Below are 26,828 nucleotides of genomic sequence, written 5' to 3'. Positions count from 1 at the left end.
ATCAGAAAAAGAGCGATCGCGTACTTGATTTATATCTAATAGGGGTTGACGATTTTCTAAAAAGACTCCCACTTGTCCATTGGGTAAAGGCAAGCTAGATGCCCGCAAAGCCAAAGATTTTATTCTTGCCATCTCTGCCGCATCATCACAAGATGGATGAAATATCCATTCTCCCGTCTGTGGTTTTTGTAAATCACGAGTTTGCTCAATTAGATGGTCAAGTTCATAAGACCTTACCAACTCCAGTAACAAGCGTACCTGTTCTGGTTGCCAGTGCAGATACAAAATTTCCTGCGCCTGTCGATTGCACCACAGTAGTTGATTTTCTTCATCCACCTGCAAATATCCCACTGGTGCAAAATCTAGCAGGTCTTGGTAAGTTTGCAACGACTGCTGCAAATCTTGGCGCTGCTGCTTTACCATCGCTATTTCCTGCCGCAACCCAGGAATCAGCAGCAGTCCCATCTTATAAGAATGCGAGGTTAACGGTCGGAGTAAGCGCTCCAGGTAACGGTTAAGTTGAACCTGTTGCCAAACCCAAAACCCAATGCCTACCGCTAAACCCAGAAAAAATCCCAATAAAAGCATTTAAGTTGTTAGTTTCTTCGTGACTACTAAAAACTAACAACTATCCCAACTAATTATCCAAATCTATAGCCAAAACCTCGTACAGTCACAATATATTCGGGATGACTGGGGTCTTCCTCTAATTTTTCCCGCAACCACCGAATATGAACGTCTACAGTTTTACTATCGCCAACGAAATCTGGCCCCCAAACCTGATCTAGCAATTGTTCGCGTGACCATACCCGGCGGGCGTAACTCATAAACAGTTCCAGCAAGCGGAACTCTTTCGGGGAAAGATTCACCTCGAGACCACGAACCAGCACGCGACATTCTTGGGGATTCAAGGTGATATCCTTGAATTTTAATACTGGTACTGGTGGTAAATTACTTAGGCGTTGGCGGCGGAGTAAAGCACGACAACGAGCCACTAACTCACGCATACTAAAGGGTTTGGTCAGGTAGTCATCTGCTCCCACCTCTAACCCCAGCACGCGGTCAGTTTCACTACCCTTAGCACTCAGCATTAAAATTGGTACTGGGTTTCCCTGATGACGCAGCAAACGGCAAATATCTAGCCCATTGATTTGCGGCAGCATCAAATCAAGAATGAGCAAATCAAAGGGAAGTTCCCCCGAATTTGTTTCAAAACTTTTGAGATACTCTATAGCAGACCGCCCATCGGGTGCTGTTGTCACCCCATAACCTTCCTCTTCAAGGGCTACAGCTAGCATTTCCTGGATTAATTCTTCATCTTCTACTACTAGAATCCGGCTGGTTTGTCCAATGTCCGTTCTAGCAGAATATTTGGTCGATTCACTGGTATACATTGATATCACAAAAGTCTGGGACTGTGCTTGTATCAATTAGGATGATTAAATCTATTATCTAGCTTTACTGCAACCACGCTTCTAGTAGGATTGATTCTTTTAGATTTTCTTTACAAAAAGTAACATAAGTCGCAGCACCCTCGTAAATCAAAAATCACTGTGGCTACAAGCTTCTAATTGTCTTGACAAAAGCAGATTAAGTTGGGTATATTTACTTTAGTACAAAAGTACTAATTTTCTCAAAGGGAAAACTATAGCACTTTTCGTTTGTATGTAATACGCTCCAACCTATCTCTAGCTTTGAATCTTACTGCCTTCCCGCATCGGGAAGGGGCTGGGGGTTAGGTCATTATTGGATATACCTGAAAAACATAAGGGCATATATGTGGAAAACTCGTACTACCTAAGTGTCCTATGCTGATCTTTCCGTATTTACACTGCGTTAAAAATGTAGATTAAAAAGCTATTCTGATGTCTGCATAGGGTAGTCATTGGTATGGCTTGCTACCCAATAAATCATTGCCTATTGAAGGGAGTTGGAAGATGACTACAGTTGGAGTCAAGGACAGCAAACAACAACTAATGCAAGCATTTCAACAAATTATTATTCAAAGAAAAAAGCTGGAATCTAAAATAGCAACTAAACAAGAGGAAGCAGAAAAGGCAAAAAGTCAAGAAATTCTGCAAACAGCTTCTGCATATACGGTTGATAGTATTGTCAAAGGTTTAGCTGATTTACAATTGGAGTTTGGCAGTATTCTCAATGGATTATCTGAAAAACTAGCTCAGGAAAATTCCAAGTTAGATGAATTAAACCGAGCTATAGAAATTGAAACTCAACGCCTACAAGAGCTTCAACAAATCAGAGTTGTTGCGGATACTTTAGACATTTTAAGTCAAGAACACCAAGAAAAATTAAAAACTCTAGAACAAGATACTATCAGCAAAAGGGAAACACTAGAGAAAGAAATTACAATCAGGCGGAAAGAATGGCAAAAAGAGCAAGCAGAGTATGAAGAGAAACTCCAAGCATATAACGATTTATTAGCCAAAGAGCGCCAGCAAGAACAAGAAGAATCTCAGTATAAGTTAGAAACGACTCGTAAACTCAATACAGATAGCTACGAAGCGATAAAGCGCCAACAACAAAGGGAAATACAAGAAAATTCTCAAAATAAAGATAAAGATTGGGCAGAACGAGAAAAGATATCTGGTGAACGTCAACCACTCTTTGCAGACTATGAACAAAAGGTAACTAAATTTCCTAACGAACTGGAAGAAGCCGTTAAGAAAGCTAGGGAAGAAGCAATTAAAGAAACAAGCCAAAAAGCTAAAGTTGAGGCTGATTTATTTGATAAAGAGTGGGAAGCTAATAAACAAAGTTATGAACAAAAAATTAAATCTCTGGAAGAAACAATTAAGAAACAGTCTGAGCAAATAGAAGGTATTTCTGCTCAATTGCAAACTGCATTAAAACAAGCACAAGATTTAGCTATGAGGGCTTTTGGTAATTCTAATCCTAAATAGTTATTAGTCTGTAGCATCTTAATCATTTTTAATTCCTGAAGAGGAGGTTTGTTGTGGTGGTGAAAAAGCCGACTGATAAGAGTACTAAAGTAGAAATTCTTCAGGCGTATGAGGAGTTAGCTAAAGAAAAAGCAGCGCTGAAATCGCAACTCGAACAAGTTGCTAAAGAAAACCAGCCTGGAACTAAAGAACAGCCTAAATTAGAGCAAAAAACACCTATGATTCAGCTTTCTAGTGTCCAACAGAAGATGAACAATACAATTGAAAGCTTGGCAAATATTCAATTAGGTTTTGGCAGTGCTGCTAATGAATTATCAGAACAGCTAACCATAAAATCTTCTAAGTTAGAAGAAATAAGGCGAACTTTAGAAGAAGAAATTCAACAATTAACACAACTGCATAATTTAGAAGTCTCTGATGATATTTTGGATACTCTCATCCAAGCCTATGAAGATAATATAAAAGCTTATCAGGAAGAATATAGCCAGCGTTCTGAATTGTTATTTCAAGAAATATTAGAGCAAAGGAATACTTGGGGAAAAGAACAAGAGGAACAGCAACGGACGATAAAAGAGCGTAATGAAAACTTGAATAAAACTCGGCAACGCGATGCTTCAGAGTATAAGTATAATTTAGAACTCCAGCGACAATTGCAAAGTGGCGAATATGAACAAGAGCAGAAAGCACTATATAAGCAGTTGGAAGAATTATTACAAGAAACAGAAAAACAGTGGGCTGAACGAGAGAAAGGAATTTCTGAGAGAGAGAAACAATTTGAAGAATTAAAAGCAAAGGTAGAGGCTTTTCCGAAAGATAAAGAAGCAGCTATCAAAAAAGCTACAGAAGAAGGCAAAGGCATCGCCTACTACCAAGCTAAAGTAAAATCAGATTTATATTCTAAAGAAGTAGAAGGACAAAAGCGTTTCTATGAACAAAGGCTGCAATCTTTAGAACAAACTATTACTAATCAAGAGACGCGGATTCAAAATCTTTCTAAACAACTTGAATCTGCTCTAAAACAAGTTCAGGATTTGGCAGTTAAAGCTATTGAAGGTACTTCAAATGTTAATTCATATCAGGCTATTAAAGAAATAGCTTTAGAGCAGGCAAAGACTCAAGTTAAAAATAAATAAGCTGATTTGTTTTTAATGACAATTGTAGAGACTTAAATTAAATTTAAGTCTCTACTAGTAACTATAGCGGTTCTCGGTTGAGTACTGAATCCCACCCTCAACCCCCTCCCCGCAAGCTAGGAGCTTGCTCTGATGTACTTTATATATTGCTTTTTATTCGGTTTTGTTTGGTTTTTTGATGTCTGCGGGAGGCTGTGGTTTCTTCTTCTTTGTTCCGGTAGCTTGTGTTTGCTTAAATGGTTGATTGGAATTTTGTTCTTGATTAGACATAATCCTAAATTTTGAAGTCTATTACAATAATTTAATCTAAATTACGGGTATTGTCGATTACAGAAATCTATTATAGAAAATTTAAGTTTAACTAGTAAAATTTAGTAAATAATGTTATGTCTGTAAAAAGCTTCACTTTTAACGGAATAAATATAAATCTTAATATAGGAGTCAGCGATCGCTTGGTAGCTGCACAAAATAAGTAATATAACGTGATATCCGGGAATGCTAACCATAGGGCTTAATTTTTGAAATCTTACTATCTAGTGTTCCCAAAAACAGGGCAGGATTTACAACTACAATCTAGTGATACCAAGTAGCTCCGTCATCTCCGCATTGATTCAGGTTGATGAACTGGTATCTCAATCATAAATTTGGTACCCTCTCCTAATGTGGAATCACACCACATCTTGCCATGATGTTTTTCTATGACTATTTTGTAGCTGATGGATAAGCCCAAGCCAGTGCCTTTACCGATGGGTTTGGTGGTGAAAAAAGGATCGAAAATGCGCGATCGCACTATTTCAGGTATCCCCGAACCATTGTCGGCGATCGCAATCTGCACCCGATTATCAGCCCTAACTTCAGTAGAAATCCAAATTTTACGGAGTTGTGTTTGTTGAGAAGATTCCTCCAGCGCATCGATCGCATTCGCCAGTAAGTTCATAAATGCCTGATTTAGTTGTCCGGGATAGCACTCAACCAATGGCAACTTACTGTAATCTTTAACAACTTCAATTGCCAAAGACTCTGGTATTGCCTTGAGGCGATGTTGCAAAATCAGCAGCGTATTGTCAATCCCCTCATGAAGGTCAACAGCTTTGAATTCGGATTCATCCAGGCGGGAGAAGTTACGGAGAGATAAAACAATTTCCCGAATCCGCTCAGTGCCAACGTTCATTGATTGCACTACCTTGGGCAAGTCTTCATTTAGAAAGTCGAGATCCACGTCATTCAAAGTTGCCTGGAGCGTTTGGGGCGGATTGGGGTAGTGCGCCTGATACGCCTGAACCAATTTCAGTAGGTCTTTACTGTAGCTATCAATATAAGTAAGGTTGCCATGAATAAAACTGACTGGGTTATTGATTTCGTGAGCAACTCCAGCGACCAGTTGCCCCAGACTCGACATCTTTTCAGTTTGAAGGAGTTGCTGTTGAGTGCTGTGAAGCTCAGTTAAAGCTTGTTGAAGTTCTGTTGAACGTTGTTCTTTTTCAGTGAGCAGTGTTTTCACGCGTTCGATCAAATGGTTGAATGCAGTCGCTAAAATACCGATTTCATCGTTGGTTGTGACGGGGGCTTGCAGGTCAAAGTTGGACTCTTGGGGCACTTGAGCAACGTGTTCAGCTTCTGTAATCGCCAGAGTTTCAGCAATTTTATGGTTTTGGGCGATCGCAACCGCACCAACAAGGCTTGTTAATAAGGAAATACCAACAAAACTTCTAAGCAGTTTGTGAGATATTTTCATTGCGATAAATCAGCTATAACCATGTCAACCTAAAGTTAGTATTCCCAGATATTTGAACCACAAAGTTTTGAAAACTGGATGATCTTGGTAAAACTGGTAAATTTTCTGGACTGTAGGCTTTTGATTTGGCGAAGGTATTGCTGATATGGCGGGTTAAGCCCAAAGTAAGGGATCTTACGGGGAGACAAAAAGGGCTACGATGCAGACAGAATAAGTCTCATTGTCCTCTTTTATTCTTGATTAGGACTTACGCAAAACTACACACAGTAGGGGCAATTCATGAATTGCCCCTACCTGAAAATCAGGATTTCGGCTATTGTTTGCGTAAGTCCTGTTCATATAGGAATCCGATTTGATTTTTCAAAAAAGTCGAGGGTTAATATTTGCGAGATAATTTTGCTGGTTTTGTGGGATACCCAACACAGGTTTTCTCAATAAAATAATGTCAAGCAAAGGTAGAAAAACCGAGATTGGGGGGGATATCCTGAATCCGTCCAGGCCCGATCGCTCGTAATCCTTCTTTGAGTAAAATATCTCCAGTATACAAGGCACGTCCGACAATCACACCAGTCACGCCTTGAGGTTCTAATGCTAACAAACTTAACAAATCGGTAACAGAACTTACCCCGCCAGAGGCAATTATCGGAATAGAAATTACTGCTGCAAGTTCTCGCAAAGCTTCTAAATTTGGGCCGATAAGTGTACCGTCACGGTGGATATCTGTGTAAATGATGGCGGCTGCACCCAATTCTTGCATTTGTACAGCTAGTTGGGTTGCTAAAACTTCTGAGGTTTCTAACCAACCGCGAGTTGCTACGCGGCCGTTACGGGCATCAATGCCAATAATAATCTGTCCAGGAAATTCTTCACACAGTTGTTGCACTAACTGGGGTTGTTCTACGGCGATGGTACCGAGAATTGCCCACTGGATGCCTAGATTGAATACTTGTTGCACGCTGGTGCGATCGCGCAATCCTCCACCAATTTCAATCGGCACTGACACTGCATGAGCGATCGCTTCAATTGCCCCCAAGTTTACTACTTTACCTGCTTTAGCACCATCTAAATCAACTATATGTAATCTGGTAGCACCTTGATCTACCCACTGTTTGGCAACATCAGCAGGATTATCGCTAAAAACTTGCGAGCGATCGTAGTCTCCTTGATACAGTCGCACACAGCGCCCTTCTAGTAAATCAATCGCTGGAATTACATCCATTTACTTCTTCCTCATAACTCAATACAATTAAAGCTCTAGCGATCGCTGGAGTTTCTAGTTTTCCTTGTTGATTTTTAATTGCCTTACAGCTTGCCCAAAACCTAGCACAAGCAAGATGTTAGAAAGGGTCAAAAATACTTCTGCACCTCCGTGCAACCAATCTACATCTGCCAAAGATTTGCCATAATGCAATACAGCATAAATTCCGGCTGGGATGGTGATGGCAACAAAGACGAGAGTACCGTAAAATCCATACAGCGCTAAACGCGGCATTTGCGGAGTGCGGCTGAGAAACCACAAGAAACCCAAATAGGGAAACAGTGAAAGTGCAAACAGGGTTTCTTTAGAAATCATTGCTCTAATTTAATAGGTTTTGGTTCAACAGTGTCAGAAGATTTGGTAGAACGCCAAATCAAATACGCTGCTGCCCAAAGCGTAAAATTACCAACTAAGGTCATGGTAGCTTGAAGCGTTACCAACCATTCTAGAGATTCGGCGTTGTCGAAATAATGCCAGGTACAGGCACACATGGCGCTAACTAAAGCTGGTAACATGGCAAGGGATAATCCCCACCAATTGCGATTACCAGTAAGTTCGCCGTAAGTCCAAATTAACCAAATGGCGACAATCCACTCTATAACGCTAGAAATATGAATAATCCAGGTGGGAATCGATAGGGCTTGCATAAGAAAGTTAGGAGTTGGGAGAGACGCGATTAATCGCGTCTGTACAAGAGTTAGGAGTTAGGAGTAGTGGTGTCAAGATGATATTTAGCTGGAATTTTATATTTGTTTAAACAAAATCTTTGCTTGTTCTTTTAGAATTTTAAAGATTCCGAGTTCAGATGCTCAACGTCCGAGTTCAGAGGCTCAACTTCCGAGTTCAGAGGCTCAACTTCCGAGTTCAAAGGCTCAACTTCCGAGTTCAGAGGCTCAACTTCCGAGTTCAAAGGCTCAACTTCCGAGTTCAGAGGCTCAACGTCCGAGTTTAGAGGTTCAACGTCCGAGTTCAGAGGCTCAACTTCCGAGTTCAGAGGCTCAACGTCCGAGTTCAGAGGCTCAACTTCCGAGTTCAAAGGCTCAACGTCCGAGTTTAGAGGTTCAACGTCCGAGTTCAGAGGTTCAACTTCCGAGTTCAGAGGGGGTTCTAACTATTTTCTGCACTATTCAAAGTAGAACTTAGGATTGAGTTTATCATCTGTATCGGGGACAAAAATTCATTTAATAATAACTATTAATCCAAAATCCAAAATATAAAATCCAAAATGGTCAAGATGCGGGCATTATTGTCTGGATATTACGGTAAAGGTAATGGTGGTGACGAAGCTTTGTTGGCAACGCTTTTGCAAATGTTACCATCTCATGTAACCCCTGTGGTACTTTCGGGTAATCCAGAGGAAACGCGCGATCGCTACAATGTAGAAACTTGCGATCGCATGGCTCCTTTACCTGTACTGCAAGCTTTACGCTCAAGTGATGCCTTGATTTGGGGCGGCGGGAGTCTCATTCAGGATGTTACTAGTACCATCAGCCCATTTTATTATGGCGGACTGATGGCATTGGCACAGAAAATGGGTTTGAAAACTGTAGCTTGGGCGCAGGGGATTGGCCCGTTAGTGCGTCCGCAAACTCGTTGGTTGGCACGGCAAACCTTTGGTAATTGTACCAAAATTAGTGTCCGCGATCGCGCCAGTGCTGCTTTATTATCTGATTGGCAAATTCCTTGTATTATAGCTCCTGACCCGGTTTGGGCATTGGAGTCGAAACCAGTACCGGGACTTTGGGATTTACCTGCGCCGAGAGTTGCACTAACGTTGCGATCGCATCCCCAACTTACAGAAACACGCCTAGCAAATTTAACTCGTGCTTTGGTTGACTTCCAAAAAGCTACGCAAACTTTTATTTTATTATTACCATTTCAAAAAAGTGAAGATTTAAGTATTGCCGAAGCTATTCAACCACACCTTAAAGATGTTAGCAAGATTTTATGTCTGGAAGATCCGCAACTTTTGAAAGGTGTGTTTCGCGGCGTGGAAATGGCAATTGGGATGCGCCTACACAGCTTGATTATGGCAGCTGCGGAAGGTTGTCGCTGCTTTGCTCTCAGTTACGATCCTAAAGTAAACCGTCTCATGGAAGACTTGGAAATGCCTGGATGGGATTTAGCTAGTTTACCAGATGACCCCAATTTGATTAGTCTGACTTGGATGGAGCATTACGCTAATGGCGATCCATTATCACCAGACCAAATACAATCTTTAGTAGATAGAGCATTAATGCACCGCGAGTTGTTGAGCGACGCTCTATGTAATAAGTAAAATTAAACAATGTAGAGCTAATAAAATGCAAAAATTATATAACTTATACCCTGTACAAAATAATCATGTTGTGTATCTACGTAAATACCTCTTTTCCGGTTTTTATTAATTATTATTTTGCCGGCAAGGAAATAATTTTAAAAATTTTATGAAAGAGTTATAAATATCTCAGCATTTATTATCTAGATGCACTTTAGCGATATTATTTACCAAATGCAAAAAGAATTATAATGATAAGCTTTGGTTTTTGGAACCTAATTATAGTAATTTTAGTTGCTTTAGTTCTCAAAAATAATTGGCGATTAGATGAAGAAAAAGCAGCCTGGAAAAATTCTTTATTCTTAAAATCTTCAGTGATGCAACGGTTGATACGATTTTTTAGTCAACCAATTATTAACTTCCTCCTCCAGGCAGGTGTTGTATTAGTCGTTACAAGATTCCTCTGTTATACAGGTTGGCTACTTTATTTCCTAAACCAGCCAAATCCACCTTTATGGGATTTTCAGTGGTATTATGTGGCGAGTAAATTGGCTCATCAGCATGTGAGTCCTTTTAATGTCGAGATTTTTAATCAGACTTTCTGTACCATAACTACGGTGTGTGGCTTTCTTCCACCGTTTGTCTATCCACCTAATATTATTCCTATCATCTGGTTTCTCGGTTATTTTTCGATGAATACTGCATTTAAAATCTCGATTTTAATGCATATATTAGCAATCGGTTTGGCCTTATGGGGAGCGAATATATTACTAGAGTCTAAATCACGATCTTTCAGAACTATTTGCACAATTTCGGTTGCCTTGATTTATGGCGTAGTTCGCGATCTTCAAGTTGGTAATGTTGCAATTTTTATTGTAGTTCTTATCTTATGGATGTTTATCTTCGCTAGAAAAAATCAGGATATTCTAGCAGGATTTTGCTTGGGAATTGCCCTTTTTAAACCAACATTAGCTGCATTATTCGTTCTGTATTTTCTACTGAAAAGACGGTTCTCTCTAGTTTTTGTATCTGTTATTACAGTAACTTGTTTAGCATTTTTAGGTCTAGCCTTGACAGGTAATTCTTTAACACAATTCGTGTCGGATGCATTTCGTGGATTTTCCCTCTGGCAAAACGATCCCGCAGTTAGCCCTTATATATCGATCAGTCGTCTCGATTTGATGGTTGTGGGGCCAAGATTACTTCCCAATAATCCATTCTTTGCCAAGCTTTTGTCAAACTTAATTGTTTTGATACTTCTTGGCTTGGCGGGTTGGTATTGGTATCTACAGCAATCTCTCACCGACTGGTCAAAAAAAATATATTTAACAGAAATGGCAATAGTTTCTTGCTTGAGTATTGGCATCACCTATTCGCAAGAAACTAGTTCTGTGATGTTAATACCTGCTGTTGTTTTTTTGCTAAATGATTTGCTATATCAGATCAGAAATTGTAAATTTTCTAGGAGAAGAATGTCTGTTTGGTTAGCAGGGGTTTGCTGTCTTGCAGTGCAAACAGCAGTTATTCATGGCTGGCTTATCCACTCTCTAGCAAACCGATGGAACGTGAAAGCAGGGGAATTGCCATACATTATGAAAATAACTATCTTCGCCCTACCAAGTTATGCGGTTTTAGGAATCACTCTAAGTATTTTAGTCTTAGCAATTACTTCCCTTCGTCAAAAACAGGTGATAAAATTTGAACCTTTGAATCGAGTTGAGATATAATTCGTAATTCGTAATTCATAGTTGCTAGGACTTAGGAATTACGAATTAGTAATTATTTGCTCATATTGATACTAAAGTTTAAAATCAGATTTATCTTTTACCGCTAACAATACCTGACCATTGAACTTTTTTCTCTTTCTCCCGGCGGTAAGAAAAGAAATGCTCTGGAGTTTGGAAAGTACAATGAGGTGCGATCGCAATTTGTTCTGCACTAATCCCCATATTTTCCAGTTGTAAGCTATTCACTCGCCGGACATCTAACCTTACCTTTCCTGGATTGGGGTCTTCCAGTAAGGGTGAATCTGGTAATTCATGTAATGCTTGAACAATTTTTTCTTCGTCGTTATATGGTACGATGCTAGCCCCAATTTCGGCAGCCACTTCGATAGAGACTTGATAAACCTCACCAGTGATCGCTGGCCCCATCGCAATGCGTAAATCATCTAATTTACTGCCTTGAGATTGTAATCGAGCGATCGCTAAGGGGACAATTTTCTTAGCAGTTCCTCGCCAGCCTGCGTGTAATGCCGCTACCTGTCCAGTTTGTACATCCCCAATCAACACGGGTGTACAATCTGCACTAGCTACCCAAACGGCTTGGAGAGGCTGTTCGCTAACTAAACCATCCGCCGATGCTAAATCCTCCCCAGCAGTGCTTAAGAAGCTCTCGACTTGTTGGGGGGTGAGAATAGTATTGCCATGAACCTGCTTTAAGCGATAGACTGATGCCTCTGGTTGCAATACTTCTGTGATAACTTGTGGCGATCGCGGCCAAAACTGCTGGGTAAAGAAGCCGTGATGCCAACGTTCCAGAATACTACAAGTTAGATAGGGCAGTCCTTCCCAATTGCGCCAGTGCCAAGTGTGCATCTTAAACCAAACCTAAACAGAAACCACTCATCAGCCAATCAATGCTAACTTGAACAACGGAATTTGGGTTAATTGCTGTGGGATTTAATTTGCAAAACTTGGAAGCAGCCTTGAAGGCAGGGCGTAAGTATACATATTTACCATTTTCCCTCCACTTTTTTGAAAGCGTCTCTTCAACAAATCAAACCCTCTGGAACTTACTCAACCAAGGGGCTGTTTCAGGAACAGTCGTAATCGCAACTGTTCAATCTGCTGGGCGGGGACAATGGGGACGCCAATGGATTTCTCCGGTTGGCGGATTATATATTTCTGTAGCGATTTCTTTCGACCACAAAATAGAGGCTACTGACAGCTATCAGCTAACTTTCGCTACTGCTTGGGGAATTGCGTCTCAATTGCGCCAATGCGGTGTTGATGTTGGGATAAAATGGCCCAACGATTTAGTTTTAAATGGTCGCAAACTAGGCGGCATTTTGACAGAAACCAAAGTAAACAAAGGACAAATTACTCAAGCAGTAATTGGTGTTGGTATTAACTGGACAAACTCAGTACCAGAAACTGGAATCAATCTGGAATCGTGGCAAGCTTCTCAAGATTTCAGACCAATTACTTGTCTGGAAATGCTCACCTCTAAAGTCTTGCTAGGAATAGAATCCGGTATCGAGTGTCTTTGCCAAGAAGGAGTAAAGGTACTCTTGTCTCGCTATTTAGATTTGCTTATAAATATGGGCGATCGCGTCTACATCAATAATCTTTCAGGTACAGTAGTTGGGGTGACATCGCAAGGAAATTTACGAGTTGATTTAGAAACACATGATACAAAGGAACTAATTACACCGGAAATTTATATTGAACCCGGTACAATCAGTTTGGGGTACCATAAATCTTCCGTTTAAATTTGAGGTTTGTTCAAATTTCGCTCTTTGGGCAAGACAAACCACTAGCATCATCTCTTTAGGCTAATTACACACAACTGAGAGAACAAATGACGCAGCGCAAAAATTCTGCCCCTCATCGTTTGCATTACTTATGGCAGCAAGGTCTAACAAAAAAACGTTTTGCTTCAACACTACCAGCTCAGAGCCTCTGTTGGCTGAGTAGCGTCAGCCTCCTTAGCGGCGGCTTTGTGTTTGCCCAAACGGAAACACAAATAGACAACATAGTTCCCACAGTTGAAAGTTCCCAGCCAACAGCAGTTACAAATCCAGTTAACACTTCGGCTTCTCTTCGAGACGCTACGCGTAGCTTGCTTCCCCGCAGGGGTACGCTCAGTGTTAAAAAGCAGGCTGTTACGCCCGAAGCCGCTCAAGCACAACCGGAATTTTCCCAACGGCGAACCAGACTCAGAAAGAGATTAGGCAAGCCAGAGGTTGCTCAATCAAAAGAGCCAGTTAGGCAGTCTACACCCAAAATCGAAGCTGTCCAACCTGTTGTGATTATCAGACAGTCAAAACCCAAGGTAGAAGCATCCCAAGTTACTCCGGCACGGGTAAGACAGGAAAAACCCAATACCTCTTTCCGCTCTTTACCTGAAAAACTTCCAGAAGTTGCTCAACCATCAAATAACTCCAACAGCCCTGTCAGTGCAACGGCAGAAAAAACCAAGGATTATAATAACGCCTATATTGATCCTAATAGTTATGACAGTGGTGCTACAGCTACTTATCAAGCACCAAATTCTGTAATTGTCACAGAACGCTCCAGTGGTTGTCGAGCCATTTTGCCTTCAGGGCAAAGTCTATTAGGCGGCGTTTGCGCCAAAGTACCGCAAAGGAGTGTAGCTGATTCTAATAGTAAACCAGCACCTACTTGGCTTAGAAGAAGTCAAAATGCACAATTAGCAGTAGTTCCACCTGTGCGGCAGATTGCATCTTCTACTGGCAATACCAGCAGATGGCGTACTACTCCAACTCAAACTGGTTCTAGCGGTGTCAGCAAGAGCGAATTTAGCCCTAATCGGTTTATACCAAGTCCTAGCGAGTTCAGCCCCACGAGAGTAAGTGCAACTCCCATTGCACCGAGCGGCGGAACTTTACCTCCACCAATGGCAGATGGTAACATTGCACCCCGCCCTAGCACCGTAGCTTATGACTTCTCACTGGCATCAGTATTGCCGCAAATCCCCTACGTAGGGAGAGTTGCCTATAGTGGTATGGGAATGATGTATCCCTTGTCTATACCCGCTCCTATTACTTCTTTGTTTGGTTGGCGAATTCATCCAATCACAGGTAATCAACGCTTTCATGCTGGTACAGACTTAGGTGCGCCTACCGGTACGCCTGTTTTGGCCGCTGCTGCTGGTCAAGTGGAAACTGCTAATTGGGTCGGTGGTTACGGTTTAACCGTTATTCTAAATCACAAATCTGCTGAACAAACTCTCTACGGTCACATGTCACAAATCCTTGTTCAACCCGGTCAATGGGTACAACCTGGAACTGTTATCGGGCTAGTTGGCAGCACCGGGAACTCCACAGGCCCTCACCTGCACTTTGAAGTCCGTCATCTGACACCGAACGGGTGGGTTGCTACTGACCCAGGCGTGGAATTACAAAGCGCCCTCAGCCAGTTAGTGCGAGGCTTACAAACTGCTCAGGTAAGTCAGGAACCAGGTAGTTGAAACTGGGGATTGGGGAGTGGGGAGTGGGAGATGAGGGGAATGAGGGGGATGAGGAAGAAACCAATGCCCAACGCCCAATGCCCCATTCTTAATACTCTACTCCCCATTCCCACAATTACAAATACCCGTGTTCTGCTAGGAATGCGGGTGTAATGCCATCCATACTAGTTTCATCAGTGGTGGTCTTTGAGTTTCCAGGGTAAAGGAATTTTTCGACGTATTTGCCGAGAATATCCCCTTCTAGATTCACCCAACTCCCAGGGAGCAAATAGCGAAGATTTGTCTCGGTGTATGTGAGGGGAATTACTGCCACCTTGAATTGAGAGAGTTCTGGCTGATATGCGGCTACTGTGAGACTGATGCCATTGACAGCTATGCTACCTTTGGGGACAATATACCGTGCGATCGCCTCGGATGCAATAAAGGTCATCTCCCAAGAACTAGCCGTTTGTTCTGCCACTAGTAATCGACCGATGCCGTCTACATGACCCATCACAAAATGACCGCCAACTTTACTCCCCACCTTTAGCGACGCTTCTAAATTTACATATCTCTGTTGCGTTTGCTCACCTCCCAACGTCGTGCGGCGTAGCGTTTCTGGTGAAGCCGTGGCAATAAAGCCATCTTTTAAAACTTTTTCAACTGTCAAGCAAACACCATCTACTGCAACACTGTCACCATAAGCCAAATCTTGCATAATTACTTCACACGAATGACTTACACAAGTAATTTGCCAAGAATCCCCCCCTAAGGGTTCCATCGTTCCTAATGCCTGGATTAATCCTGTAAACACGGCTTTTTTGTCAAACTAACTCTAGTTATTGCCTATTTTTGCTTGAAATCAATTGGTAATTCTCACAGAAATCTCCAACATCCAAGTATATTTTCTGACTTTTTTTCGTATAGGAATATTAACACATTAGCATCCTTCACAGGGCATACTTGGGTAAGAACGTTATTGTCTAAGAAGACCAATTTGACTTACTCTGGTTTTCACCACAAGTTCGGAGTTTAATAGAAGCAATTATAGAGAACGAATGCTTATGTTTATTACTGTCGCTCAACCGCCTAAAAAGGGGTACTATTTGTTACACAGCATCCAAGGCTCTCAAAGCATTGTAGAGGCTTAGGCAATGATTGAAATGAAAGTCGCTGGCATAGCATTAGATGCCATAACCCGCAGCCCGATCGTCCTTTTGAAAGATTCTTCAGATCGGCGGGCTTTGCCAATTTACATTGGTCAGGAACAGGCTAGGGCAATTATGGGTGCGCTGGAGAATCAGAAGCCTCCCAGACCCTTAACCCACGACCTGATTGTGAATCTTCTAGAGACTTGGAATATGACTCTAGAAAAGGTGATCATTCATTCCCTGCAAAAGGATACATTTTATGCAGCTTTAATCGTCCAGCAAGGCGAGGTCAAAAAAGAAATTGATGCGCGTCCTAGCGATGCGATCGCCATTGCCCTCCGTACAAATACCCCCATTTGGGTAATGGAAGAAGTGATTGCCGATGCTTCTATCCCTGTTGATCGTGATGCAGATGAAGCCGAACAGCAAGCCTTCCGTGAATTTATTTCCAATCTCCGTCCTGAAGATTTGATTAAGCGCTTTGGTAATGGCGACAGCTAAAAAAGTTATGAGTTATGAGTTATGAGTTAGCAGTTATGAATTATAAGTGATTTTGCTTCAACTCCTAACTCATAAGCAAAAAAAGCTAGGAGTTAAGAGTTATGAATTACTTCCTTTCCTAACTTTTAACTCCTAAGACCAATTCTCCAAAATGAGGCAACTGATGTAAATCAGGAAAGTCTTGCTGCTTCTAAGTTTTTTAATTGCGAATTGCGAATTGCGAATTGCGAATTGGTATAACTCCCTAACTCCTAACCTTTGTTAAAGATGCAATACCGACGCTTTGGGAAAACGAATCTGTGCCTCTCGGTTTTTTCTCTGGGAACAATGCGCTACCTGGCTGATTTTGAAAATGCTCACCAGACTATCGAACAAGCCTTAGCACTAGGAATTAATCATCTAGAAACCGCCAGAGGTTACGGCAAAAGTGAGGAGTATCTTGGTAGGGCGTTAAAAGCTGGGTTGTCAGTACCCCGAACGAAGCTTTATATCACTACCAAAATCTCAGCCACAGCAGATGCTGACACCATGCGTCGGTGCATCAACGAATCCCTAGAACGATTACAGCTAGATTATTTAGATTGCTTAGGCGTTCATGGCTTGAACACCTGGCAACATTTAGAGTGGGTGCAAGCCAAAAATAGCTGTATGCAAGCCGTAGAAGAAGCTGTTGCTGATGGACGAATCCGACACGTTGGTTTTTCTAGCCACGGGTCATTAGAAGTAATTCAAGCTGCAATAAATACAGATTGTTTTGAATTTGTCAATCTGCATTATTACTATTTTTTCCAACGGCACGCACCAGCGATTCAACTAGCTGCCGAAAAGGACATGGGCATTTTCATTATTTCCCCTGCTGATAAGGGCGGACGCCTCTACACACCACCCCAAACACTAAAAGACCTGTGTTATCCGTATTCACCCTTAGAGCTAAACTATCGCTTTTTACTTGCCGATAACCGTATTACTACTATGAGTATAGGGCCAGCAAACCCAGATGAATTAAGAGAACCTTTGCGAATGGCTGACGATGATGGAGAGTTAACATCAGCCGAAAATTCTGCTTTTGAACGGTTAGAAAATCACCAAAAAGTTGCTTTAGAAACTGATAAGTGTAGTCAATGTTATGCTTGTTTGCCCTGCCCAGAAAATATCAATATTCCAGAGGTGTTGCGGTTACGAAATCTTGCAGTGGCATACGATATGACTGACTATGGCCAATATCGTTACGGAATGTTTGAAAATGCCGGTCACTGGTTCCCTGGCATGAAAGCCAACCGTTGTACAGAATGCGGTGATTGTTTACCTCGGTGTCCAGAAAAATTAGATATTCCAGCTTTGTTAGAAGATGCTCACCAAAAATTAAGTGGGAAAGCAGGTAGGAGATTGTGGGGTTGAGGAAGAGGTAAGGGGGCTATATCCTTTCGATGATTCTGAAGAAAATTAACCCCAGATTTGTTATAACATCTGAAAAAGGTTATTTCTCCCACAGGTAAACATCCTTTCTGGTTTTCTGGTTGACTTTGTTAGATCGCATCTCGGCTTTGGTGCTGGGCGATCGCGCCCTCTGGAGCTATATATATAACGACGTATAACGGCACAAGTGAGCGGCGTCGAGTAGACTAGAACGTAGCGCGAAGCATCTGTTCCGTCCGCTCCACTGCGTTGTTAGCTGGCTTGTCGCAACGGGCTAGTTCAAAAAACTCTCATATTGATCATGATCACCGATCCAAATCCAATAATAATCGTCGCCCTTTTTCAAAGCTAATGCTCGATACCCACCACTGACACGGGCAGACCAAAGGTTTTTACCAACTTTTTTGAAATGCAACGAGGGATGAAGTGAATTTTCCTGCCAGAGTTGATAAGCTTTCCGCGCTTGCTCTTGCATCTCAGCTTACAACTCGGCATACGCTTTCCAAAAATCAGCAGTCGCAAAGGACTTCATCCAGATCCCTCACGTTGTTTGCTGCAATGTCCTCCTCTGCTTGAGCAATGAGACGATCTAATTTTCCTGATGCCAAGTCCACTTCGATTTTCCGATCCCACATCTCATCGAGATATTCTTGAAGCCATTTTGCCACATTGCGAACTTCATCCTCTGATAATTGCTTGATTGCTGATTCAACTTCTAGGCGAGTGTTCATCGGGTACTCCACATACTAAAAGTAGACATATATGCCCACTAATTATAGCTTAGAGGTCAACTAAAATGGTACAAAGTTAACACCCTAGTGCGTTAGCCTACGGAATAACACACCCTACAAAACTAGTTTTTAGGTTTCAACTTCGGGGTTTTCAGCCAACATTCTGATAAAAATGTAAAATTAATAAAGATTTAATAGAGTCAGGAAGCTCCGCCCAAGCTGGGCTATCTCGCGGCAATAAAGATGAAGATTAAAAAAAAAGAAATATCCTCCGCCAATCACTAACGGTTTTCCGCTACAGTGGACGGGCTGTAAGCCTAGTATGGACTACTAGCCGATCGCTTACTATTCTTCTGGCGAGTTTAACAATAGTTGCTGGTCTTTTACCGGCGGCGATATCCTACATTAGTAAGTTAATTGTGGATGCAGTGGTACTTGCCTCTCAAGTTAACTCACACAATGGTTTTGTCAATATTTATCCTTCCCTATATTATGTAGGATTAGAAGCGATCGCTGTAATTTTACTAGCAGGCAGCCAACGGGGAATCACCATTTGTCAGTCGTTATTACGGGCGCTAATGGGTCAGCGAGTGAATGTACTCATCTTAGAAAAGGCGCTGACACTCGATCTTAGGCAGTTTGAAGACTCAGAATTTTATGACAAATTGACTAATGCGCGACGAGAAGCATCAGTTCGTCCCCTTTCTTTAGTAAACCGCACCTTTGGGTTAGTGCAAAATGCTCTTTCCCTGTTCACCTACGGTATTTTGTTAGTAAATTTCTCAGGTTGGGCGGTGGTGGTGCTGATTTTGGCAGCTATGCCTGTATTTATTTCCGAAACAAAGTTTGCTGGAGAAGGCTTTCGCTTGTTTAGTTGGCGTGCGCCAGAAACTCGTCAACAGAACTACTTAGAAAATCTGCTAGCAAGAGAAGATTTTGTCACAGAAGTTAAACTCTACCAGCTAGGAGAGATGCTGCTAGGGCGTTACCGCAATCTGTTTGAGCAACTTTATGGGGAAGACCGCGATTTGACTCTCCGGCGAGGATTTTGGGGGTATCTCCTGGGTTTAGTCAGTACTGGTGCTTTTTACCTGGCTTATGCTTGGATTGTCCTGGAAACAGTGCTAGGTAAGATTTCCTTGGGAGATATGACAATGTATCTCACTGTGTTTCGCCAAGGACAGTCTACTTTCTCCAATGCCCTCACTTCTATTGGAGGGATGTATGAAGACAACCTATATCTCTCAAATCTCTACGATTTCCTGGAGGAGGAAGTACCAAAATCTTGGGGTAAAGCAACCATTGGTTTAAATTCCCAAGATGGCATCCGTTTTGAGAACGTATCATTTACTTATCCAGGGAGTTCCAAACCAGCGTTGACAAATATTTCGCTGCATTTGAAACCCAGAGAGAAACTGGCAATTGTCGGTGAAAACGGTTCCGGTAAGACTACCTTAATCAAACTACTTACCCGACTCTACACCCCTGACTCTGGGCGAATTTTCTTAGATGGCTTGGATTTGCAAGAATGGGATGTGGATGTGCTGCGGCGTCGGATAGGTGTGATTTTTCAAAACTTTGTCCGCTATCAGTTCACTGTAGGGGAAAATATTGGCGTTGGAGATGTAGAACATCTCGAAAACAAAACTCGTTGGCGAACTGCTGCTGAAAAAGGCATGTCCCAATCTTTTATCGACCAATTACCCCAAAGCTTCCAGACTCAACTTGGTCGTTGGTTTAAGGGAGGACAGGAACTTTCTGGGGGACAGTGGCAAAAAATTGCTCTCTCTCGTGCTTTTATGCGATCGCAAGCAGATATCTTGGTGTTAGATGAACCAACATCAGCAATAGATGCCCAAGCTGAGTTTGAGATTTTCAATCATTTTCGCGCTATTACTAAAAATCAGATGGTACTTTTGATTTCCCATCGCTTCTCAACAGTACGGATGGCTGACAAAATCCTAGTTATAGAAAATGGGGAAGTTATAGAACAAGGAACTCACGAAGAACTGTTACAGCTAGGAGGACGTTATGCTAAGTTGTTTCTGTTACAAGCAGCCGGTTATCAATAGGATGTGAGCTACTTTGTGAATTTAGATAGCGATGACTAGGTTGGGCTGCGCCTACGCTTATTTTGTAGAAAGCACATAACACCTCTAATCTAACCACGTTAAACTGTTCAGTAAACATGGGTCACTAGACCTCTGTATCGTTAAACATTGGATAAAATTATGCAAATAACAAAACAGCGATACTATACTCCAGAGGAATATTTAGAGCTAGAAGAAGCTGCTGAGTACAAAAGTGAATACATTGATGGGCAAATAATTCCTATGGCGGGTGGAACAGTAAATCACAATCAAATAGCACTCAACTTAAGTACTGAGTTAAATTTCGCTTTTAAAAAGCAGAACTACCGGGTTTTTATGGGTGATGTTCGTCTATGGATACTCGAAAAGCGTACCTATACCTATCCAGATGTGATGATTCTGGCAGATGAACCAGAGTTTTTTAACAACCGAAAGGATATAATTCTGAATCCCCAGGTTATTGTTGAGGTTTTATCAAAATCTACCAAAGGCTACGATAGCGAAGATAAATTTCAGGGTTACCGAACTATTTCTACTTTCCAAGAATATCTATTAATTGATCAAACTCGAATTCATGTAGATCAATTTTCCAAAACTGGGAAAAAGCAATGGACGCTTCGTGAATATGATGAAGAAGATGAAGCGATCGCACTTGTAACCGTACCCTTTGAGATTTCCTTACAGGATTTATATAACAAAGTTAAGTTTGAGCCTGTGGAGTCAGAAGGGGAAAGTGCTGATGGCGAAAAATTAAAATAAGGGAAATGGGTTATTTCTCTTTGCTAGAGTGAAAAGTATCAAGACTGCTTATAGTAATATCAGTCATTACCTCTTTGTTGTCTCCGGCTAGCAAAATTATGTTGAAGACGATAAAAATAGATAATTTCCGTAGTTTCCAATCTTTCGAGCTTCAGCAGCTTGGTAGAATCAACCTGCTCGTTGGTAAAAACAATATCGGTAAAACATCAATACTAGAAGCTATTCAACTTTTATGCTCACGCAATAATCTTGAGCCACTACGTCAGACAATGACTAACCGGAGTGAATATTTTTTTGATGATGAACGTAGTGAACGTAGATTAAGGTTAGGTCAAGCTCAAGACCTTGATGTTCGTCATCTTTTTTATGGTCACGAGATTGAACTGGGGAGCAAATTTTCAATAACAGGTACTAATGGCAATATTCAAGAGGAGCTTATTGTATCAATAGAAGTACGCAAAATTTCTTCAAAAGAGCTACCTAGCTCATTGCCTGAGTTTCTAGATGATGAAGTCCCAGATGCATTAAAGGAACTAGATTTCAATATTAAGTGGAATTATGGGCGAGAAGAAAAGCTTTGGAGACTACCGCTATCAGTTAATGGCGGGATTTTTGTAGAAGATTATACTCGGCAATTGCGTAGAGATACTAAAAATTCATCACCAAAAATACAATTTGTCACATCATCTTCTTTAGGAACCGAGAAGATGATTGAACTATTTGATCAGATAGTACTAACGCCTGAAGAAAAACTTGTAGAGCAGGCACTTCATAGAATAGACTCTAAAATTCAACGCATTGCTCCAGTTAGTTCTCGAAAGTCTAGGTATTCCTTAGATTCGCGGGGCGGTTTTTTTGTACTTCTTTCTGATAGTAATCAGCGTGTACCAATTGGCAGTATGGGTGATGGTATTTGGCGTATCTTAGGACTAGCACTAGCTACAGTGTGTGCTAAAGATGGATACTTATTTGTTGATGAGATTGATACCGGACTCCATTTTACGGCGATGTCTGATATGTGGGAACTGATTTGGGATACAGCCAAAAGATTAAATGTGCAAGTTTTCGCAACTACACACAATAGTGATTGTTGGACAAGTTTAGCTAGTATTGCAGAGCAAGAAGATACCACTGAGGATGGTATTAGAATTCACAGAATTGAAAAAGGCAAAGAAACAAGTGTAGTCTTCACGGAACCTCAAATTGTCATTGCTGCTCAAAGAGAAATTGAGGTACGTTAGTAATGACAAAAAGTTATGAACCCAAGAAGCTGTTAGTAGAAGGGCCGGAAGATTTACGAGTCATACCAGAATTAATAGAAAAAAACGGAATTCGTTGGGGTAATAACAAAAGGGAAGCAATTGTATCAATACAAGATTGTGGAGGTTACGAGAATATTGATGCAAACCTTATCTCTACTGAATTACAAGCATCAGGACTCACCAATTTAGGTGTGATAATAGACGCAGATGAAGATTTACCTGCACGTTGGATGAGTATAAGAAACGCTTGCTTGCCAAGTATACCTGACATTCCTAAAGAAATATCAGAGACAGGACTTATCCACGTTACAAAAAACGGAATTAAGTTTGGTATCTGGATTATGCCAGATAACCAAATGAGAGGTATGCTAGAGACGTTTTTAGCTTACATGATTAGAGATGAAGGCGAAACTATTTGGCAATATGCTCAGGAAGTAGCACAAGAAGCAAAAAACAAAGGAGCATCATTCAAAGATTCTTATCTTGATAAAGCTAAAATTTACACTTGGCTAGCATGGCAAGAAGAGCCAGGAAGACAACTTCATCAAGCTATAAAGTATGAATTTCTGAATCCTCAACATTCAAAGACGCAGACATTTTTAATATGGTTTAAAAATCTGTACAACTTATAATATTTTGCTATTTTAAAAAAGCGATATGTTCTCTGCGAAACGCTATGCATAGCTTGCTTCCCCGTAGGAGTAGGGTGGGCTATGCCTACGCCCCTCACCCAATAACTTCGATAAAATCACTATGGTGCTAGTTAACCCTCCCTAAATCTGATGAAAAGCGATCGCTCCCTTACCCAACTCTCCCTTCAACGCCCTGAACTACTCGCGCCAGCAGGTAATTGGGACTGTGCTAAAGCTGCTGTGGAAAATGGGGCAGATGCGATTTACTTCGGTTTGGATCGCTTCAACGCCAGAATGCGGGCACAAAACTTTACTGAGGCAGACTTACCCCAATTGATGGCATTCCTCCACCATCGTGGCGTAAAGGGTTATGTCACTGTCAACACACTAATATTTCCCAAAGAACTAGCAGAAGCACAGCAATATCTCCGCACAATTATTGCAGCAGGTGTGGATGCGGTGATTGTCCAGGATGTAGGAATATGCCGTCTCATCCGTCACCTTTCCCCTGATTTTCCCATCCATGCTTCCACCCAAATGACCATCACCAGTGCGGCTGGAGTGGAATTCGCCAAGTCCCTCGGTTGTCAATTGGTAGTGCTGGCGCGTGAATGTTCTCTTCAGGAAATCAATAAAATACAGCAGCAGATTGCCTTACAAGAAACTTCGCTGCCCTTGGAAGTCTTTGTTCACGGTGCTTTGTGCGTGGCGTATTCTGGTCAGTGTTTGACTAGCGAGGCTTTAGGCGGACGTTCTGCTAATCGAGGTGAATGTGCCCAAGCTTGCCGGATGCCCTACGATTTAATCGCTGATGGCGAAGTTGTAAATTTAAAAGAACGCAAATATTTACTTAGTCCTCAAGACCTAGCAGGGTTAGATGTTCTGCCAGATTTAGTCAAATCAGGAGTAACTTGTCTCAAGATTGAAGGTCGTTTGAAAGCCCCAGAGTATGTTGCTAATGTCACCCGTGTTTATCGGCAAGCTTTGGATGGTGTGATGACGGAATTGGAAAGACCCTTCCCTTGTAGGGAAGAGGGAATAAAAGCTCCCCTCTCCGCTTCGGAGAGGGGCTGGGGGAGAGGTCAATCAGATCGAGAACACTACAACCTAGAAATGGCATTTTCTCGCGGACTCTACACAGGTTGGTTTGGCGGGATTAATAATCAGGAACTAGTTCACGCCCGCTTTGGTAAAAAACGTGGGGTTTATTTAGGTGAAGTTAGCCGCATTCACAACGAACAGGTAACAGTCAAACTGGAAGCGCCTGTAAAACCGGGAGATGGAATTGTATTTGACTGCGGTCATCCAGAGGCGAAGGAAGAAGGCGGTCGGGTTTATGCTGTGGTGTCCAAAGGTAAAGAAACCATGCTGACATTTGGGCGAAATGACTTGAACCTGCGCCGAGTGCATATAGGCGATCGCATTTGGAAAACCAGCGATCCAGAACTCGATAAGCAACTACGTCAAAGTTTTGCTGGCGAGAATCCTCAATTTCAGCGTCCGATTGACTTGGAGGTTTATGGAGAAATCGGTCAGGCGTTGATTGCGATCGCCCGCGATCAACTCGGTAATATTGTCCAAATAGAGTCTGCAATTTCTCTGGTGGAGGCGCACACCAAACCTTTAGATACAGACCGTTTACAAGAACAATTCGGTCGTCTAGGTAACACACCTTTCTGTTTGGGAACGCTAACTAACCACCTCAGTGGTACTTTTATGCTACCCGTAAGTGAATTGAACCGGATGCGGCGGGAAATCGTAGCACAGTTGGAAGAATTGCGAAGTCAACCCAAACGCTGGCAATTACGTTCTGATGTCTCTTTCCAAGACCTACTACCCTCCTCATGTCCCTCATTCCCCACCCTGCAAGAAACTAAAGCTACATCTCCCTCACTCATCGTCTTAGTACGAAACCTCAAGCAACTCCAAGCTGCCCTGAAAGCTGGTATTGAAACCCTATACTGTGAATTTGAAGACCCCCGCGCCTACCGAGAAGGCGTGCAGCTAGTACATAAACAAAGGCAACAATCCCTACTCCCTACAATTTGGGTTGCACCTCCGCGAATTACCAAACCGGGGGAAAATTGGATTTTGCAGCAAGTACGTGCTTCAGAAGCAGATGGCTATCTAATACGCAACTATGACCAATTGCAATTCTTTGCTCAAGACCGTTGTATTGGAGATTTTTCGCTCAACGTTGCTAATCCTTTAACAGCAGACTACTTTCAGCAACACTTTGGTTTAGAAAGGCTGACGGCATCCTACGATCTGAATATTACCCAACTACAAGACCTGCTCGTTAGTTGTCCACCCCAGTGGTTTGAGGTGACAATCCATCAACACATGCCGATGTTTCACATGGAACATTGTGTATTTTGTGCCTTTCTATCGACAGGTACAGACTACACTAACTGTGGACGACCTTGTGAAAAGCAGGAAGTAAAATTGCGCGATCGCGTTGGTAGCGAACATGTCCTCAAAGCAGATGTAGGTTGTCGCAATACTGTATTTAACGGCACTGCTCAAACTGGAGCCGAGTACGTACAGCGCCTCATACAACTGGGATTACGTCAGTTTCGCATCGAGTTTGTCAATGAAACACCAGAACAAGTGAGTAAAACAATACATTTTTATACTCAACTACTGCAAGGCAAGATTACAGGTTCTCAACTCTGGCGCGAGTTGAAACTGCAAAATCAATTGGGTGTAACTCGTGGCCCTATGGGAGTATCTGCATTGCGATAATAATTATTGCAAGCTGCCCTATTCACCACTGCTGGGCAGCTTGTTTAACTATCTCCACAAGCCGCAACACAGTTGGAGATGTCTCGTTTTTTCGCCAAATTATTGCGATGGCTACTTTTTGGCTAGGTTCTTCTAAAGTTTTATAAATTACCCCAATCCGTTGCAGGTTTTGCAAAGATGCTGGCACGATCGCCACACCCATCTCGGCTGCTACTAAGCTGACAATAGTTTGCATCTGGATAGCTTCTTGAGCAACCTTGGGACTAAAGCCTGCTTGCTGGCAGAGACTAATGATTAAGTCGTAAAGTCCTGGTGCTAATATCCTGGGAAATAAAATAAACGGTTCATTGGCAAGGGATGTCAAACACACATTAGATTGATTCGCTAGCAAATGCGCTTCCGGTAGTGCCACCATCAGCGACTCTTGAAAAATCGTTTCGCAACTAAATCTATTTTCTTCAACAGGTGGACGCAATAATCCTACATCCATTCGACCTTCTCGTAACCACTCTAACTGCTGATCTGTAGTCAGTTCATGCAACTCGATGCTCACACCAGGAACGCAACTACGAAAAGTTCGCAGAATAGTTGGCAAAATATTATACGCCGCAGAACTAACAAAGCCGACCACCAACTGTCCAATTTCGCCACGACTGGTTTGCCGCCCAACTTGGATTGCCTGTTGTAATTGCCTCATAATTTGCTGCACTTCATCCAGAAACACTTGCCCCGCTTCTGTTAACTGTACTTTTCGTTTCGTGCGGTAAAACAGTTCAAAACCCAATTCTCCCTCTAGCTGCCGAATTTGTTGACTTAGGGGAGGTTGGGCAATGTGCAATCGTTCCGCCGCCCGTCCAAAGTGCAATTCTTCGGCCAAGGTGAGAAAGTAGCGCAAGTGTCGTAATTCCATCTGTTACCTAAACTCATATCTTTAAAATATTAGTTAAGGTAAAAATATATATTGGACATAATTAAAAATCTTTTTTATTGTGATGATCAGGCGGTGATGAATCGGCAAATCAACACACTATAATTTCACTACTT

25 protein-coding genes are annotated in these 26,828 nt (G+C 42.0%); 13 read left to right on the top strand and 12 right to left on the bottom strand.

Annotated features, from left to right (window positions below; all coding sequences use genetic code 11):
* Together V7K25_RS28045 and V7K25_RS28040 are read right to left on the bottom strand one after the other, a co-directional pair.
* Positions 1-588, bottom strand: a 588-nt coding sequence (locus V7K25_RS28045; RefSeq protein WP_335162684.1) for a PAS domain-containing protein, incomplete at its 3' end; no start/stop codon positions are given.
* A 53-nt stretch (positions 589-641) separates the two neighbouring features.
* A complete protein-coding gene (locus V7K25_RS28040; protein WP_335162682.1) occupies positions 642-1,394 on the bottom strand; it encodes a response regulator transcription factor in 753 nt (250 codons plus the stop codon).
* Between the two features lie 543 nt (positions 1,395-1,937).
* On the opposite strand from V7K25_RS28040, the gene V7K25_RS28035 reads away from it, so the two are divergent.
* A complete protein-coding gene (locus V7K25_RS28035; RefSeq protein ID WP_335162680.1) occupies positions 1,938-2,921 on the top strand; it encodes a hypothetical protein in 984 nt (327 codons plus the stop codon).
* A gap of 53 nt (positions 2,922-2,974) precedes the next feature.
* Positions 2,975-4,054: a hypothetical protein gene (locus V7K25_RS28030; RefSeq protein ID WP_335162678.1), complete on the top strand. Its 1,080-nt coding sequence runs from the start codon at positions 2,975-2,977 to the stop codon at positions 4,052-4,054.
* A gap of 595 nt (positions 4,055-4,649) precedes the next feature.
* Here the strand turns inward: V7K25_RS28030 and V7K25_RS28025 are convergent.
* From V7K25_RS28025 to V7K25_RS28005, 5 genes are all read right to left on the bottom strand, one after another.
* A complete protein-coding gene (locus V7K25_RS28025) occupies positions 4,650-5,789 on the bottom strand; it encodes a sensor histidine kinase (protein WP_442948122.1) in 1,140 nt (379 codons plus the stop codon).
* Positions 5,790-6,234: 445 nt separating this feature from the next.
* Positions 6,235-7,008: a 1-(5-phosphoribosyl)-5-[(5-phosphoribosylamino)methylideneamino]imidazole-4-carboxamide isomerase gene (gene hisA, locus V7K25_RS28020; protein ID WP_335162676.1), complete on the bottom strand. Its 774-nt coding sequence runs from the start codon at positions 7,006-7,008 to the stop codon at positions 6,235-6,237.
* A gap of 54 nt (positions 7,009-7,062) precedes the next feature.
* Positions 7,063-7,362 carry a DUF3593 domain-containing protein gene (locus V7K25_RS28015; RefSeq protein ID WP_335162674.1) on the bottom strand — a complete coding sequence of 100 codons (300 nt, stop codon included), beginning with the start codon at positions 7,360-7,362 and terminating at the stop codon, positions 7,063-7,065.
* Entirely contained in the window at positions 7,359-7,694 is a 336-nt protein-coding gene (locus V7K25_RS28010) for a DUF2499 domain-containing protein (protein WP_335162673.1), read from the bottom strand. The genes V7K25_RS28015 and V7K25_RS28010 overlap by 4 nt, the downstream gene beginning before the upstream one ends.
* Positions 7,695-7,825: 131 nt before the next feature.
* Entirely contained in the window at positions 7,826-8,083 is a 258-nt protein-coding gene (locus V7K25_RS28005) for a hypothetical protein (protein WP_335162671.1), read from the bottom strand.
* A gap of 198 nt (positions 8,084-8,281) precedes the next feature.
* On the opposite strand from V7K25_RS28005, the gene csaB reads away from it, so the two are divergent.
* Together csaB and V7K25_RS27995 are read left to right on the top strand one after the other, a co-directional pair.
* A complete protein-coding gene (csaB, locus tag V7K25_RS28000; RefSeq protein ID WP_335162695.1) occupies positions 8,282-9,325 on the top strand; it encodes a polysaccharide pyruvyl transferase CsaB in 1,044 nt (347 codons plus the stop codon).
* Between the two features lie 230 nt (positions 9,326-9,555).
* Complete coding sequence (locus V7K25_RS27995; protein WP_335162669.1) at positions 9,556-11,031, top strand: glycosyltransferase family 87 protein; 1,476 nt, start codon at positions 9,556-9,558, stop codon at positions 11,029-11,031.
* A 90-nt stretch (positions 11,032-11,121) separates the two neighbouring features.
* Here V7K25_RS27995 and pgeF read toward each other — a convergent pair whose 3' ends face one another.
* Complete coding sequence (gene pgeF / locus V7K25_RS27990; protein WP_335162667.1) at positions 11,122-11,901, bottom strand: peptidoglycan editing factor PgeF; 780 nt, start codon at positions 11,899-11,901, stop codon at positions 11,122-11,124.
* A gap of 77 nt (positions 11,902-11,978) precedes the next feature.
* Between pgeF and V7K25_RS27985 the strand changes: the two genes are divergently transcribed.
* Positions 11,979-12,797: a biotin--[acetyl-CoA-carboxylase] ligase gene (locus V7K25_RS27985; RefSeq protein WP_335162665.1), complete on the top strand. Its 819-nt coding sequence runs from the start codon at positions 11,979-11,981 to the stop codon at positions 12,795-12,797.
* 89 nt (positions 12,798-12,886) lie between these two features.
* On the top strand, positions 12,887-14,518 hold the full coding sequence (locus V7K25_RS27980) for a peptidoglycan DD-metalloendopeptidase family protein (RefSeq protein WP_335162664.1): 1,632 nt from the start codon (positions 12,887-12,889) through the stop codon (positions 14,516-14,518).
* A gap of 115 nt (positions 14,519-14,633) precedes the next feature.
* Here the strand turns inward: V7K25_RS27980 and V7K25_RS27975 are convergent, their stop codons facing one another.
* Positions 14,634-15,311 (bottom strand): riboflavin synthase, encoded by a 678-nt coding sequence (locus V7K25_RS27975; RefSeq protein WP_335162662.1) that lies wholly within the window; start codon positions 15,309-15,311, stop codon positions 14,634-14,636.
* A 340-nt stretch (positions 15,312-15,651) separates the two neighbouring features.
* Between V7K25_RS27975 and V7K25_RS27970 the strand changes: the two genes are divergently transcribed.
* Together V7K25_RS27970 and V7K25_RS27965 are read left to right on the top strand one after the other, a co-directional pair.
* Positions 15,652-16,149 carry a bifunctional nuclease family protein gene (locus V7K25_RS27970; RefSeq protein WP_012406891.1) on the top strand — a complete coding sequence of 166 codons (498 nt, stop codon included), beginning with the start codon at positions 15,652-15,654 and terminating at the stop codon, positions 16,147-16,149.
* 267 nt (positions 16,150-16,416) lie between these two features.
* Entirely contained in the window at positions 16,417-17,547 is a 1,131-nt protein-coding gene (locus V7K25_RS27965; protein ID WP_335162660.1) for an aldo/keto reductase, read from the top strand.
* A gap of 292 nt (positions 17,548-17,839) precedes the next feature.
* Here V7K25_RS27965 and V7K25_RS27960 read toward each other — a convergent pair whose 3' ends face one another.
* Entirely contained in the window at positions 17,840-18,040 is a 201-nt protein-coding gene (locus V7K25_RS27960) for a ParE family toxin-like protein (RefSeq protein WP_335162658.1), read from the bottom strand.
* Positions 18,041-18,074: 34 nt separating this feature from the next.
* A complete protein-coding gene (locus V7K25_RS27955; protein ID WP_335162656.1) occupies positions 18,075-18,296 on the bottom strand; it encodes a hypothetical protein in 222 nt (73 codons plus the stop codon).
* A gap of 266 nt (positions 18,297-18,562) precedes the next feature.
* On the opposite strand from V7K25_RS27955, the gene V7K25_RS27950 reads away from it, so the two are divergent.
* The 5 genes from V7K25_RS27950 (at position 18,563) to V7K25_RS27930 (ending at position 25,784) form a co-directional block, all read left to right on the top strand.
* Positions 18,563-20,368 carry an ABC transporter ATP-binding protein gene (locus V7K25_RS27950; protein ID WP_335162693.1) on the top strand — a complete coding sequence of 602 codons (1,806 nt, stop codon included), beginning with the start codon at positions 18,563-18,565 and terminating at the stop codon, positions 20,366-20,368.
* Positions 20,369-20,527: 159 nt separating this feature from the next.
* Complete coding sequence (locus tag V7K25_RS27945) at positions 20,528-21,145, top strand: Uma2 family endonuclease (RefSeq protein ID WP_335162654.1); 618 nt, start codon at positions 20,528-20,530, stop codon at positions 21,143-21,145.
* 98 nt (positions 21,146-21,243) lie between these two features.
* Positions 21,244-22,386 (top strand): AAA family ATPase, encoded by a 1,143-nt coding sequence (locus tag V7K25_RS27940; RefSeq protein ID WP_335162652.1) that lies wholly within the window; start codon positions 21,244-21,246, stop codon positions 22,384-22,386.
* Positions 22,387-22,388: 2 nt separating this feature from the next.
* The gene (locus V7K25_RS27935) at positions 22,389-23,039 is read left to right on the top strand and encodes a DUF3226 domain-containing protein (protein ID WP_335162650.1); all 651 of its coding nucleotides are present in this window, start codon (positions 22,389-22,391) and stop codon (positions 23,037-23,039) included.
* Between the two features lie 150 nt (positions 23,040-23,189).
* Entirely contained in the window at positions 23,190-25,784 is a 2,595-nt protein-coding gene (locus V7K25_RS27930) for a U32 family peptidase (protein ID WP_335162648.1), read from the top strand.
* 22 nt (positions 25,785-25,806) lie between these two features.
* Here V7K25_RS27930 and V7K25_RS27925 read toward each other — a convergent pair whose 3' ends face one another.
* Positions 25,807-26,694 carry a LysR family transcriptional regulator gene (locus tag V7K25_RS27925; protein WP_335162646.1) on the bottom strand — a complete coding sequence of 296 codons (888 nt, stop codon included), beginning with the start codon at positions 26,692-26,694 and terminating at the stop codon, positions 25,807-25,809.
* Positions 26,695-26,828 lie beyond the last annotated feature (134 nt).

This window comes from Nostoc sp. (assembly GCF_036919495.1).
GTDB lineage: Bacteria > Cyanobacteriota > Cyanobacteriia > Cyanobacteriales > Nostocaceae > Nostoc.
Note: the sequence above shows the minus strand (reverse complement) of the source record. Positions and strands in the feature narration are given on the sequence as shown.